Below are 13,413 nucleotides of genomic sequence, written 5' to 3'. Positions count from 1 at the left end.
GCCGGGGGCGGATCAGAGCTTGAGGCCCCCGATCATGCTGGCGACGTTCGTCGTCAGGGTCTTGACCGTCGGTGCGATGGACGAGCTGGCCAGATAGAAGCCCAGCAACATGCAGACAAAGGCATGCGCGGCCTTCAGTCCGGACTTCTTGACGAGCAAGAAGACGATGATCGCCAGCAGCACCACCGCCGAAATCGAGAGTGCCACGGCGGCTCACCTCCAAGTACTCATGGTCCGAACAGAGTTGACGGCGCGCGGACCGCGACCACGGACCGGCGCGCCGGGGTATGCCAAGGGCTCTTTACCCCGTACCCACTACGCGCAAGGGATCATAACTTTCCGTCCTAGCGCATAAGTCGGAGCACGGAAGCAGAGCGGGGGCGCACACGATCTTCACGAGTGCGACCACGGTGAGCCCTGCCTCTCCGCCGCCGGTACGACTCCGGTCCGCCGCCGGTCCGGGGCCGATCGGCCGGACACCCTCTAGGCTCGGCTCATGACCGGACAGCCTTCGTTCCCGCGGCACTCCGCCCGTACGCAGCGCTTCACTCTGGGCGCACCGCGCGGCTACACCATCGCGCCCGACGGCACACGCGTCGTCTTCCTCCGCTCCGCCTCCGGCACGGACCGCAGCCAGCAGTTGTGGGTGCTCGACCTGGACGCGGGGCGGGAGTTCACGGCGGCCGATCCGCAGGCCCTGTTGGCCGGTGCGGAGGAGGACCTGCCCCCTGAGGAGCGGGCCCGCCGGGAGCGCAGTCGGGAGGGCTCGGCCGGCATCGTCGGCTATGCCACGGATTCCGCCGTGGAGTTGGCGGCGTTCACCCTCTCCGGCCGGCTGTTCGTCTCCGAACTGCGGGCCGGCACGACCCGTGAACTCCCGGTGCAGGGGCCGGTGGTGGACCCCCGCCCGTCGCCGGACGGCCGACAGGTGGCCTTCGTGTCGGAGGGCCGGCTGCGGGTGGTCGCGGTGGACGGCACCGCGACGTCCGACGACGGCGATGCCGCGGCAGGACCCGGCGGCGGGTCGGCGGACCGGGTGCTGGCGGAGCCGGACGGACCGGAGGTGACCTGGGGCCTCGCGGAGTTCATCGCGGCCGAGGAGATGGGCCGTTACCGGGGCTTCTGGTGGTCCCCGGAGAGCGATGCGGTGCTGGCCGCCCGGGTCGACGAGGCGCCGGTCGAGCGCTGGTGGATCTCCGACCCGGCGCACCCGGACCGCGAGCCCGTACGGGTGGCCTACCCCGCGGCGGGCACCGCCAACGCGGAGGTCACGCTGACGCTGTTCGGCCTGGACGGCTCGCGTACGGACGTCCGCTGGGACACCGGGCGCTACCCCTATCTGGCGCGCGTCCACTGGTCCGCGGCCGGCCCGCCGCTGCTGCTGGTCCAGGCCCGGGACCAGCGGGACCAGCGCTACCTGGCCGTCGACACCGCGACCGGCGCGACCAGGACGGTGCACGAGGACGAGGACGAGGTGTGGGTCGAGCCGTTCCCCGGAGTGCCGGCCTGGACGCCGGACGGCCGGCTGGTGCGGATCGCGGACGAGGGCGGGGCGCGCAAGCTGTTCGTCGGCGACCGGCCGCTGACCGGGGCGCCGCTGCATGTGCGGGCGGTGCTGGACATCGGCGAGGAGGACGTCCTGTTCTCCGCGAGCGGCACGGACATGCACGACATCGGCGTCTACCGCGCGTGGTTCCGCGGCAGCGGCGACCAGGGCGGCTGGGAGCGGGTGGGCGAGCGTCCGTATCCGACGGTGTCCTCCGCGGTGCGCGGCGGCGCGCTGACCGTGCTGTCCCAGACGTCTCTGGAGCGGCCCGGCACCCAGGTGGACGTGGTCCGGCTGGATCCCGACGGCGGGGAGAAGACGCTCGCCACGATCGGTTCGTACGCCGAGGAGCCGCCGATCACCGCCCGGCCGCGGCTGGTGCTGGCCGGGGAGCGGGAGATCCCGTGTGCGGTGCTGCTGCCCGACGGCTATGCGGAGGGTGACGGGCCGCTGCCGGTGCTGCTCGATCCGTACGGCGGTCCGCACGGCCAGCGGGTGGTCGCCTCGCACAACGCCCACCTGACCTCGCAGTGGTTCGCCGACCAGGGCTTCGCGGTGATCGTCGCGGACGGCCGGGGCACCCCGGGCCGCTCCCCCGCCTGGGAGAAGTCGGTCTCCCGGCGCATCGCGGAGATCACGCTGGACGACCAGGTCCACGCCCTGACGGCACTGGCCGGATCCTTTCCCCTCGACATGGAGCGGGTGGCCATCCGCGGCTGGTCCTTCGGCGGCTACCTCGCCGCGCTCGCCGCGCTGCGCCGACCGGACGTCTTCCATGCCGCGGTGGTGGGTGCGCCGGTGACCGATCTACGGCTGTACGACACCCACTATCAGGAGCGGTATCTGGGCCACCCGGGCGAGGAGCCGGCGGTCTACGCGGAGAATTCGCTGCTCACGGACGAGGGGCTGTCCGGAGCGGTGGAGCCGCACCGTCCGATGCTGATCGTGCACGGCCTGGCCGACGACAACGTGGTGGTGGCGCATTCGCTGCGGCTGTCGTCGGCACTGCTGGCGGCGGGCCGCCCGCACGAGGTGCTGCCGCTGTCCGGGGTGACCCATATGACGCCCCAGGAGCAGGTGGCCGAGAACCTGCTGCTGCTCCAAGTCGACTTCCTCAAGCGGTCGCTGGGGCTGCCGTCCTGACTGCGGGGGTGCCGGCCTGACCGGGGGGCTGCCGTCCTGACTGCGGGGGTGCATTTCCCGATCACGGGAATGCACCTTGCCCCCGCCCCGTTGTGGCCCCGAAGGGGGGCCCGTATCCCCTACGGGATCTGTTCGCCTGCCCCCTAAGGCCCCGCCCCACCTAAAGGCCCTCCGCCTGAGGCCCCACCCCGCCTGAGAACCCGCCTCCCCAAGGCTCCCGCCCCGCCCTCACCAGCCGGGCGGGAGGGTGGACGGCGGGGGCGGGGCGTGCGGCGGCCGCGCCTCGCCGGGGGCGGAGCCGTACGCCCGCACCTCGTCCGCGTCCCGGGCGGCGTCCGGTACGCCGGGCCGACCCGCGAGGATCAACGTGGTCAGCCCGGCGACGACCAGGAAAGCGGCGGTGGCCAGCTCCAGTTGGGCCTCGGTGGGCAGGGCGGCGAACCGGCCGGCGGTGCCGGTGTGGACGGCGGCGGCGAGCACCACGGTGCCGTGGCCGAGCAGCAGCGCCGCGGCACCGGCCACCGCCGGCCGGGCCCAGGACGCGCGGCGCAGCGCGGCGGTCGCGGCGGCCAAGGCCAGCAGCGCCAGGGCCGCCGGGTGCCAGTGCACCGGGGGCTCCAACATGGCGCGGAAGACGGAGGCGTCGCCGAGCAGCCCCTTGCGGTAGACGTCCCCGCCGAGCACCAGCCACCAGTGGACCTCCCAGCCGACGACGGCCAGCGCGGCGGCGGCCAGGAGGACGGCGGCGGTGACGGCCGCCCCCTTGTGCGGCCGGCCGGGCGCGCCGGGTTCGGCGGCGTGCGGTGCGGCGTGCACGACTCCGTACGCCGACGGAGCCACGTCCGGCAGGGCGCGCGGCCGCCGCCCGGTGTGGCGGCCGCTGCCGCCACCGGTGCGCCGGCCGGCCGCGACCACGGCCAGCAGGGCGACGGCCAGGACGAGCTCGACGACGGCGGTCCACCGCGCCCGGCCGATGAGACCGCCGTCCAGTCCTTGGAGCCAGCCGGCGTTCAGCGTCCAGACCAAGGGGGTCCTCAGCAGAACGGTGGCGGTCGCGACGGAGAGCAGCGCGCCGGTGGCCACGGAGGCGGTGACGGCGGTGCGCAGCGCGGTGACCGCCGCGGCGAGCGCGCCGAGCACCAGCAGGGGGTCGAGCGCCGAGGTGGCCCAGGCGGTGAACTCCCGTGGCCTCGGGGCCTCACCGAGCCAGGCCCACCACACATCGGTGCCGTGCCGGGCGAGGGCGAGGTCCCGGACGATCCAGACCGCGCCGAGCAGGGCGAGCAGCAGGCAGATCAGCGCGCCGAGGCCGCGCGCGCCGCGGGTGAGAACGCGATCCCGCACTGTGGACACGGCTCGCCCCCCGTCCGTGTCGGTGTACCAGGGTCGTCCACGTCGCCCCGGTATACGAGGCGTCCACCGCAGGTCTACTGGAGTCGCGGCCCGGGGACAACAGACCCGAACGGAGTACCGAACAGAGTGCCGGATGAAATCCGGACAAAGTCCATATAAAGCAGTGACCGACCGGGACGCCGCCTGGCTTCCCGGTCGGTCTACGGCACCCGCACGGCCGTACGTTGTTCATCATGACGCGTCCGTATATCGGTGATGCGACAGTGAAGTTGCCTTCACGTTAAAGCGGTTGGTGACGATATGTCCCCCATGCCGCATATTGCTCCCCCCTGTCAAGCACGCCCGGGCGTCAATCTGCGCAATCTTCGCTCAAGAAGTAGACGACCTGTTCACGAGCACACCCGATCCCCTTGACTCCGCCATAAATCACTTGCGAAAGTCCGCTCATCCAGCGGTGCGACCGGTGCCGCTTCACGTTCCAAGAGAACTCGGCGCGGGGGCACTTCGCGATGACTAGTCCATCCCAGACCGCGGCTACCAAGTCCGACACCCCAGGGCTTGGACCAGAGGGTCTGAAGAAGGGAAAGAAGGGCAAGGGCGGTGAGCTCGTAGGCCGTTCTCCCGGCCAGCTGATGTGGACGCGCTTCAAGCGCGACCGCACGGGCGTGGTGTGCGCGATCATCGTGCTCGCCTTCTTCGTCATCGCCGCCCTGGCCCCGGTGATCGGCGCGCTGTACGGCAAGGACCCGTACACGCTCTACGGCAGCGAGGACCCCAACCTCCTCGACGAGTTCGGCTACCCGGCGGGTGCCAACGGCGGCATCTCCCCCGCGCACTGGTTCGGCATCGAACCGCAGCTGGGCCGCGACGTGTTCATGCAGTTGATCTACGGCATCCGGATGTCGCTGGGCATCTCCGTCGCAGTGACCATCCTGACCGTGATCACCGGCATCATCATCGGCGTGACGGCCGGCTACGTCGGTGGCAAGACCGACTACTTCCTGAGCCGGGTGATCGACTTCCTGCTGGCCTTCCCGAGCCAGCTGACCTTCGTGGCCTTCATGCCGGTCGTGGTGGCGCTCTTCGTGCCGCCGGGCGACGAGACCCCCACGTACGTCCGGGTCTGCGCGCTGATCATCGTGCAGTGGTTCCTGGGGTGGATGGGTCTGGCCCGACTGCTCCGCGGACAGGTGCTCTCCCTGCGGGAACGGGAGTTCGTCGAGGCCGCGAAGATCACCGGCGCGTCGCCCTGGCGGATCATCCGCAAGGAACTGCTGCCGAACGTGGTCACCCCCGTGCTGGTGCAGAGCACCTACATGCTGCCGCTCTTCGTGACCGCGGAGGCGGGCCTGTCCTTCCTGGGCGTCGGCATCATCGAGCCGACCCCCGACTGGGGCCGGCTGTTCCAGGCGGGCGCCCACTTCTACGAGAACGACCCCACCTTCTTGCTCTTCCCCGCCGCGGCCATGCTGATCTTCGTGCTCTGCTTCAACCTGCTCGGAGACTCGGTCCGCGACGCCTTCGACCCCAAGTCAGGGCGCTGATCGCCCCACTTGAGGGGGGCTTGCTGTCACCCCCACCGGCCGGGCCTGCCCCGGATGTTTCAGACAGCACATCTGGACCCCAACCGACAGGCAGGTGCTTGGAACTCATGAACGCACTTTCTACGCGCAGAGCGCGCGCGGTGATCGTGGCCCTAGCGGCCGGTTCACTCGCGCTGACCGGTTGCAGCGGCGGCAGCGGCAACAACAAGGACAAGTCGCAGACCGACGCGGACGCCGCGGCCCAGGCCAAGGTGATCCCGATGGGCACCGCAGCCGACTCCACCGGACCGGCCGTCGCCGTCAAGGGCGCCCGCAACGGTGGCACCATCCGCGTGTACCAGCGTGACAGCTACAACCACCTGGACCCGGGCCAGATGTACGTCAGCGACATGAAGGCGCTGTCGCAGCTGATCTTCCGCGGTCTGACCGCCTTCAAGCAGGACGACCAGGGCAACGCCAAGGTCGTGGGCGACCTCGCCACCGACGCCGGCCAGATGTCGGACGGCGGCAAGACCTGGAAGTACACGCTCAAGGACGGCATCAAGTTCGAGGACGGCAAGCCGATCACCTCGAAGGACATCCGTCACTCGATAGAGCGGCTGTACGCCAAGTTCATCACCGACGGTCCGACCTACGTCCAGACCTGGCTGTCGGGCGCCGGCACGACCTACCGCAAGGCGCTGCCGGACGGTCCGTACAAGGGCGACCACCTGCCCAAGAACGTCCTGGACACCCCGGACGAGAAGACCATCATCTTCCACTTCACCAAGCCGCAGTCGCAGCTGCCGTACGCGCTGACGATGCCCGGCTACAGCGTGGTCCCGGACAGCGCCAAGGACACCCAGGACGCCTACGACGTCAAGCCGGTGTCCTCCGGCCCGTACAAGATCGCGTCGTTCAAGTCCGGCAAGTCCATGCAGCTGGTGCGCAACAAGAACTGGGACGCCAAGACGGACCCGGTGCACCACCAGTACCCGGACGGCTTCAACATCACCTTCAACCACCAGGCCTCGGACTCCACCAAGCGCCTGATGGCAGACCAGGGTGAGGCCAAGAACGCGATCAGCTTCACCAACGCGGTCGACCCCACGCTGACCAAGGACGTGCTGAACAACGCCAGCGCCAGCAAGCGCCTGGTGCAGGGCTACCAGCCCTACGTCTGGCAGATGAACATGAACATGGACCGCCTCAAGGACAAGCGGATCCGTGACGCGATCACCTACGCGCTGCCGGACCAGCAGCTCGTCCGGCTCAACGGCGGCAGCTACGGCGGTGAGATCGCCGGCGGTCTGCTCGCCCCGACCGTCGCGGGCTACAAGAAGGGCTACGACCCCTACGGCAAGCTGTCGCACCCCAACGGTGAGCCGGAGAAGGCCAAGAAGCTCCTCAAGGAGGCCGGCAAGACGGGCATGAAGCTCGTCTACGCCTACTCCAACACCGAGTCCCGCCAGAAGGAAGCCGTCGCCATCGAGGACGCGCTGACCAAGGCCGGCTTCAACGTCCAGAAGAAGGAGGTCGACGCGGCCTCCTGGTACGAGCAGATGGGCAAGGTCGACAACGGCTTCGACATCTACATGACGGGCTGGGGCCAGGACTGGCCGGACGCCTCGACGGTCATCCCGCCCTCGTACGACGGCACCACCATCCAGGACGGCGCCTCCAACTACTCCCACGTCAACGACAAGCACGTGAACTCCGAGATCGCCCGGATCTCGCAGATCACCGACGTCAAGAAGTCGACCGAGGAGTGGCAGAAGCTGCACCAGTACATCGTGGAGAAGATCAACCCGGCCGCGCCGGCCTTCTACACCAAGGTGCTCCAGCTGTACGGCTCGAACGTCGGTGGCACCCGGTACAACCTGGATGTCAGCTACCTCGACCCGAACACGCTGTACCTGAAGAAGTAACGGCCGCTCAGGCGACCACCTGACGAAGGTACTCCGGACGGCGCGCACACGGCGGAACGCGCGCCCTCCGGGGCCTTTGTCCCCACCCCTCACGCCCACTGCCGCCGCCGTCCTGAGAGCAGCGAACTGCCATGCTTCAATTCCTACTTCGCCGGACGTTCGGCGCTGTTGTCATCCTTCTCCTGCTCAGTGCCTTCACCTTCTTCGTGTTCTTCGGTGCCGGTGACCCGGCAGCGATGTCCTGCGGAAAGAACTGCACCGCGGACAACATCGCGCTGATCCACCAGAACCTCGGCCTCGACAAGCCGCTGACGACGCAGTACTGGGACTGGCTGGTCGGCATCTTCGCCGGCCGTGACTACTCCATCGGCCACTGCAGCGCCCCCTGCTTCGGCTACTCCTTCGCCACCAAGCAGGACGTCTGGTCCACGCTGATCGACCGGCTGCCCACCACCGCCTCGCTGGCCGTCGGCGGCGCCGCGGTGTTCCTGACCGTGGGCCTGGGCACCGGCCTGCTCGCCGCCTACAAGCGCGGCTCGTTCGTCGACAAGGCGCTCACCTCCGTCTCGATGGTGCTGAGCTCGGCGCAGATCTACATCCTCGGCCCGATCGCGCTCGGTCTGTTCGTCTACAGCGGTCTGCTGGAGTCGCCCCGGTACGTGCCGCTCACCTCGGACCCCGCGGGCTGGTTCATGGGCCTGCTGATCCCCTGGGTCGTGATGGCGACGATCTTCACCGCGCAGTACACCCGTATGTCCCGCTCGACGATGATCGAGCAGCTCCAGGAGGAGCACGTCCGGACGGCCAAGGCCAAGGGCATGTCCGGCTCGTACGTCTTCCTGCGTTACGCCTGGCGCGGTTCGCTGATCCCGATCGTGACGATCCTCGGCATGGACCTCAGCTCGCTGTTCGGCGGCGCGATGATCACCGAGTTCACCTTCCAGCTGGCGGGCGTCGGACGGCTCGCGATCGACTCGGTCATCACCCTCGATCTGCCCATGGTCCTGGGCGTGCTGGTCTTCAGCGCCGCCCTGATCCTGGTGTTCAACATCATCGTGGATGCGACGTACGCCTTCATCGACCCGCGCGTGCGCCTGTCCTAGGAGAACCTGAAGTGACCACACTCACCAAGACCGAAGGCACCACCGTGCCGGCCGGGTCCGACCCCTTCCTGTCCGTTCGTGACCTGCATGTGCGGTTCTCCACCGAGGACGGCATCGTCAAGGCGGTCGACGGTCTCTCCTTCGACCTGGAGCGCGGCGAGACCCTCGGCATCGTCGGCGAGTCGGGCTCGGGCAAGTCGGTGACCAACCTCGCGGTCCTGGGGCTGCACAACCCCAAGGCCACCGAGATCGGCGGAGAAATCGTCCTGGACGGCCAGGAGTTGACCGGGGCCAAGGAGAAGACCCTGGAGAAGCTCCGCGGCAACAAGATGGCGATGATCTTCCAGGACGCGCTGACCGCGCTGTCGCCGTACTACACGGTCGGCCGGCAGATCGCCGAGCCGTTCATGAAGCACACCGGCGCCAGCAAGCGCGAGGGCCGGCAGCGCGCCATCGAGATGCTGACCAAGGTCGGCATCCCGCAGCCCAACCTGCGGGTCGACGACTACCCGCACCAGTTCTCCGGCGGTATGCGCCAGCGCGCGATGATCGCCATGGCGCTGGTCTGCAACCCCCAGCTGCTGATCGCCGACGAGCCGACCACCGCCCTGGACGTCACCGTCCAGGCGCAGATCCTCGACCTCCTCAAGGACCTCCAGCAGGAGTTCGGCTCCGCGATCATCCTGATCACCCACGACCTCGGCGTGGTCGCCAACACCGCGGACAAGCTGCTGGTGATGTACGCGGGCCGGGCGGTCGAGCGGGGCTCCGTCAAGGAGATCCTCACCGAGCCCCGGCACCCGTACACCTGGGGCCTGTTGAGCTCCATGCCGCAGCTCTCCTCGGACGTCAGCGAGGCGCTGCACCCGATCCCCGGCTCCCCGCCGAGCCTGCTCAACCCGCCGTCCGGCTGCGCCTTCAACCCGCGCTGCGGATTCACCGGCGAGGTCGGCGGCAGCCGCTGCACCGAGGAGCGGCCGCCGCTGGAGCCGGGGCGCGCCGCCGCGTGCCATCTGAGCGCCGAGCAGAAGCAGACCTTCTTCATCGAGCAGATCAAGCCCCGGCTGGGCTAGGAGCGACCACCATGGCAGAGAACGCAACCCTTCCGGCGCCGCGCGACGCCGCGTCCGCCCAGGGCGAGCCGCTGCTCACCGCCGAGGGCCTGACCAAGCACTTCCCGATCTACGGCGGCTTTCCGTTCAAGCGGAAGGTCGGCGCGGTGCAGGCGGTCGACGGCGTCGACCTGACCGTGCACGCCGGCGAGAGCTTCGGCCTGGTCGGCGAGTCGGGCTGTGGCAAGTCCACCACCGGACGGCTGCTCACCCGACTGATGGAGCCGACCTCCGGCAAGATCACGTACGCGGGGCAGGACATCACGCACGCGGGCCGCAAGGAACTGGCGCCGATCCGCTCCGAGATCCAGATGATCTTCCAGGACCCGTACGCCTCGCTCAACCCGCGGCAGACGGTCGGCACGATCATCGGCGGCCCGATGGAGATCAACGGGATCAACCCGCCCGGCGGCCGGGAGAAGCGGATCCGCGAGCTCCTGGAGACCGTGGGTCTCAACCCGGAGCACTACAACCGCTTCCCGCACGAGTTCTCCGGCGGCCAGCGGCAGCGCATCGGGGTGGCCCGGGCGCTCGCCCTGGAGCCGAAGCTGATCGTCGCGGACGAGCCGGTCTCCGCGCTCGACGTGTCCATCCAGGCGCAGGTCGTCAACCTGCTCCAGGACCTCCAGCGCGAGCTGGGCATCGCCTTCCTCTTCATCGCCCACGACCTGGCGATCGTGCGGCACTTCAGCGAGCGGGTCGCGGTGATGTACCTCGGCAAGGTCGTCGAGGTGGGCAGCCGCGACGAGATCTACAACCGGCCGCGCCACCCGTACACCCACGCCCTGCTCTCGGCGGTGCCCGAGGCCAAGCTGGTGGAGGACGACGCGGAGGAGCGGGAGCGCATCCGCCTCGCCGGTGACGTGCCCTCCCCCGTCAACCCGCCGTCCGGCTGCCGCTTCCGCACCCGCTGCTGGAAGGCGCAGGACAAGTGCGCGACCGAGCAGCCGCCGCTGCTCCAGCTCTCCGGCAACGCGGCCGGCCACCTGACGGCCTGCCACTTCCCGGAGGAGCCGACGACCGCGGCGCGGGACGAGGACATCGTGCTCGACCCGGCGCTGGCGGCGATGGAGGAGTCCGACACGGACCCGGCCGAGTAACCCGGAGCCGTTCGAGCGCCGTCGCGGCGGGAATCCCTCCCGCCGCGGCGGCGTTGTCGTCTTCGGAAGGGGGCGATCGATGCGGATCGGGGAGCTGTCGGAGCGGACGGGCACGCCGCGCCGGCTGTTGCGGTACTACGAGGAGCAGGGGCTGATCGTCGCCGAGCGCTGCGCCAACGGCTACCGCTCCTACGACGAAGCCTGCGCCGACCGCGTCCGGCAGATCCGGGGGCTGCTGGACGCCGGGCTGCCCACCCGGATCATCAAGCAGATCCTGCCCTGCCTCAACGCGCCGCGGGCCATCCACTTCCCGGACGCCACACCGGAGATGCTCGCCACGCTGGAGCGGGAGTGCGACCGGATGACGGAGCGGATCGAGACGCTGGTGCGCAACAGGGACGCCGTCAGCGCGTACCTGGACGTGGTGCGGGCGACGCGACTGCCGGACGCCGTAGGGCCGGCCCCGACGGCCTGATCCGGCGCCGGCCGCCCGGCGCGGGGCTCACTCGCCCGGCACCACCGTGAGCTCCTGTGCGAAGTGGCAGGCCGAGGCGTGCCGCGCGGGTCCAGTCGACTCCCGGAACTCCGGGGGGACGTCCAGCGGGGGGACGACCTCGGCGCACAGCTCCTGGGCCTTCCAACAACGGGTGCGGAACGGGCAGCCGGAGGGCGGCTCGGCGGGTGAGGGGACGTCGCCGGTGAGCAGGATCCGCTCCCGGCGCTCGCGCGCGTCCGGGTCCGGTACGGGGACGGCGGAGAGCAGGGCCTGGGTGTAGGGGTGGGTGGGGTGGCGGTAGACCTGCTCCTCGGTGCCGATCTCCGCGATCCGGCCCAGGTACATCACCGCGACCCGGTCGGAGATGTGCCGGACGACGGACAGGTCGTGCGCGATGAAGACGTAGGAGAGGTCGAACTCGTCCTGCAACTGCTCCAGGAGGTTGACCACTTGGGCCTGGACGGAGACGTCGAGGGCGGAGACCGGCTCGTCCGCGACGATGATCTCCGGACGCAGGGCGAGGCCGCGGGCGATGCCGATGCGCTGCCGCTGGCCGCCGGAGAACTGGTGCGGGTAGCGGTTGATGTACTCGGGGTTGAGCCCCACCACGTCCAGGAGCTCCTGGACCTTGCGGCGGCGGTCCCCCTTGGGGGCCACCTCGGGGTGGATCTCGTACGGTTCGCCGACGATGTCGCCGACGGTCATCCGGGGGTTCAGGGACGTGTAGGGGTCCTGGAAGACCATCTGGATGTTGCGCCGGACGGACTTCATCGCCCGGCCCGTCAGGGTGGTGATGTCCGCGCCGCGGTAACGGATCTGACCGGCCGTCGGGCGTTCCAGACCGACCAGCATCTTGGCGACCGTGGACTTCCCGCAGCCCGATTCGCCGACGATGCCGAGCGTCTCGCCCTTGCGGAGGTCGAAGGAGATCCCGTCGACGGCCTTGACCGCACCCACCTGCTTGCGGAAGAGCACGCCCTGGGTGAGCGGGAAGTGCTTGACCAGGTCGCGGACTTCCAGGAGGGGTTCGCCGGACGCCGGCCCGGGGCCGGTTCCGGTCGCGTCAGCGCGCGTCACCGAGGGTCTCCTTCCAGAAGTGGCAGGCGCTGGTCCGGCCGGGGCCGACGTCGTGGAGCGGCGGCAGTTCGCTGCGGCAGACGTCCTGGGCGAGTGGGCAGCGCGGATTGAACGGGCAGCCGGGCGGGATGGCGGTCAGATTGGGCGGCAGGCCCTTGATCGCGTACAGCCGCTGCCCCTTGTGGTCCAGCCGCGGAATGGAGTCCAGCAGGCCACGGGTGTAGGGGTGGGCGGGCGCCCGGTAGAGCTGGTGGACGGGCGCGGTCTCGACGATCCGTCCCGCGTACATCACCGCGATGGTGTCGGCGACGTCCGCGACCACGCCCAGGTCGTGGGTGATCAGGATCAGGCCCATGGTGAGCTCCCGCTGGAGCTCGGCGAGCAGGTCCATCACCTGCGCCTGCACGGTGACGTCCAGCGCCGTGGTCGGCTCGTCCGCGATGATCAGGTCCGGGCCGAGGGACAGCGCCATGGCGATCATGATGCGCTGGCGCATCCCGCCGGAGAACTGGTGCGGGTAGTCCCCCACCCGCGCCCGGGCGGCGGGGATCCCGACCCGTTCCATCAGCTCCACCGCCCGGCCCCGCGCCTCCTTGCGGGACGTCCCCTCGTGGACCTGGAACATCTCCCCGAGCTGCGCCCCGACGCTGAGGACCGGGTTCAGCGCGGAGAGCGCGTCCTGGAAGATCATCGCCATCTTGGCGCCGCGGACCTTGCGCCGTTCCTCCTTGCGCAGCGCCAGCAGGTCGCGCCCCTGGAAGACGATCTCGCCGCCGGTCACATATCCGGGCGGCGAGTCCAGGATGCCCATCACGGCCTGTGCGGTGACGGACTTGCCGGAGCCGGACTCGCCGAGCACCGCCAGCGTCTGTCCCGGCGCCACGGTGTAGCTGACGCCGTTGACGGCCTTGGCGATGCCGTCCCTGGTGCGGAACTCCACCCTGAGGTCGCGCACGTCGAGCAGGGCGGTGTCCGTGCGGACGGCCACCGCGCCGCTCCCGGGCTCGCCGGCACCGTTCGTCATCTGCCGCC

Annotated in this window: 11 protein-coding genes; 7 read left to right on the top strand and 4 right to left on the bottom strand. The window is 69.9% G+C overall.

Translation table 11 applies throughout. The features are described from left to right. Nucleotides 1–12: 12 nt before the first annotated feature. Nucleotides 13–207 carry a hypothetical protein gene (locus AB0C96_RS16450; RefSeq protein WP_362917910.1) on the bottom strand — a complete coding sequence of 65 codons (195 nt, stop codon included), beginning with the start codon at nucleotides 205–207 and terminating at the stop codon, nucleotides 13–15. A 289-nt stretch (nucleotides 208–496) separates the two neighbouring features. Between AB0C96_RS16450 and AB0C96_RS16445 the strand changes: the two genes are divergently transcribed. Then, nucleotides 497–2,689: a prolyl oligopeptidase family serine peptidase gene (locus AB0C96_RS16445; RefSeq protein WP_362917909.1), complete on the top strand. Its 2,193-nt coding sequence runs from the start codon at nucleotides 497–499 to the stop codon at nucleotides 2,687–2,689. 228 nt (nucleotides 2,690–2,917) lie between these two features. On the opposite strand, the gene AB0C96_RS16440 is transcribed toward AB0C96_RS16445, so the two are convergent. Then, entirely contained in the window at nucleotides 2,918–4,042 is a 1,125-nt protein-coding gene (locus tag AB0C96_RS16440; RefSeq protein ID WP_362917907.1) for a hypothetical protein, read from the bottom strand. A gap of 509 nt (nucleotides 4,043–4,551) precedes the next feature. Between AB0C96_RS16440 and AB0C96_RS16435 the strand changes: the two genes are divergently transcribed. From AB0C96_RS16435 to AB0C96_RS16410, 6 genes are all read left to right on the top strand, one after another. Continuing rightward, complete coding sequence (locus tag AB0C96_RS16435) at nucleotides 4,552–5,586, top strand: ABC transporter permease (protein ID WP_362917905.1); 1,035 nt, start codon at nucleotides 4,552–4,554, stop codon at nucleotides 5,584–5,586. 107 nt (nucleotides 5,587–5,693) lie between these two features. After that, nucleotides 5,694–7,493 (top strand): ABC transporter substrate-binding protein, encoded by a 1,800-nt coding sequence (locus tag AB0C96_RS16430; RefSeq protein WP_362917903.1) that lies wholly within the window; start codon nucleotides 5,694–5,696, stop codon nucleotides 7,491–7,493. A 131-nt stretch (nucleotides 7,494–7,624) separates the two neighbouring features. Beyond that, a complete protein-coding gene (locus tag AB0C96_RS16425; RefSeq protein ID WP_362917901.1) occupies nucleotides 7,625–8,596 on the top strand; it encodes an ABC transporter permease in 972 nt (323 codons plus the stop codon). Between the two features lie 11 nt (nucleotides 8,597–8,607). Further along, nucleotides 8,608–9,669 carry an ABC transporter ATP-binding protein gene (locus AB0C96_RS16420; RefSeq protein ID WP_362917899.1) on the top strand — a complete coding sequence of 354 codons (1,062 nt, stop codon included), beginning with the start codon at nucleotides 8,608–8,610 and terminating at the stop codon, nucleotides 9,667–9,669. An 11-nt stretch (nucleotides 9,670–9,680) separates the two neighbouring features. After that, nucleotides 9,681–10,808 carry a dipeptide ABC transporter ATP-binding protein gene (locus tag AB0C96_RS16415; RefSeq protein ID WP_362917897.1) on the top strand — a complete coding sequence of 376 codons (1,128 nt, stop codon included), beginning with the start codon at nucleotides 9,681–9,683 and terminating at the stop codon, nucleotides 10,806–10,808. Nucleotides 10,809–10,887: 79 nt separating this feature from the next. Continuing rightward, nucleotides 10,888–11,283 carry a MerR family transcriptional regulator gene (locus AB0C96_RS16410; protein ID WP_362917895.1) on the top strand — a complete coding sequence of 132 codons (396 nt, stop codon included), beginning with the start codon at nucleotides 10,888–10,890 and terminating at the stop codon, nucleotides 11,281–11,283. A 27-nt stretch (nucleotides 11,284–11,310) separates the two neighbouring features. On the opposite strand, the gene AB0C96_RS16405 is transcribed toward AB0C96_RS16410, so the two are convergent. Both AB0C96_RS16405 and AB0C96_RS16400 read right to left on the bottom strand, forming a co-directional pair. Then, nucleotides 11,311–12,381: a dipeptide ABC transporter ATP-binding protein gene (locus AB0C96_RS16405; RefSeq protein ID WP_362917893.1), complete on the bottom strand. Its 1,071-nt coding sequence runs from the start codon at nucleotides 12,379–12,381 to the stop codon at nucleotides 11,311–11,313. Further along, nucleotides 12,368–13,405: an ABC transporter ATP-binding protein gene (locus AB0C96_RS16400; RefSeq protein ID WP_362917891.1), complete on the bottom strand. Its 1,038-nt coding sequence runs from the start codon at nucleotides 13,403–13,405 to the stop codon at nucleotides 12,368–12,370. Before AB0C96_RS16400 ends, AB0C96_RS16405 begins: the two co-directional genes overlap by 14 nt. Nucleotides 13,406–13,413 lie beyond the last annotated feature (8 nt).

Source organism: Streptomyces sp. NPDC048506, from assembly GCF_040651315.1.
Classification (GTDB): Bacteria; Actinomycetota; Actinomycetes; order Streptomycetales; family Streptomycetaceae; genus Streptomyces.
Note: the sequence above shows the minus strand (reverse complement) of the source record. Positions and strands in the feature narration are given on the sequence as shown.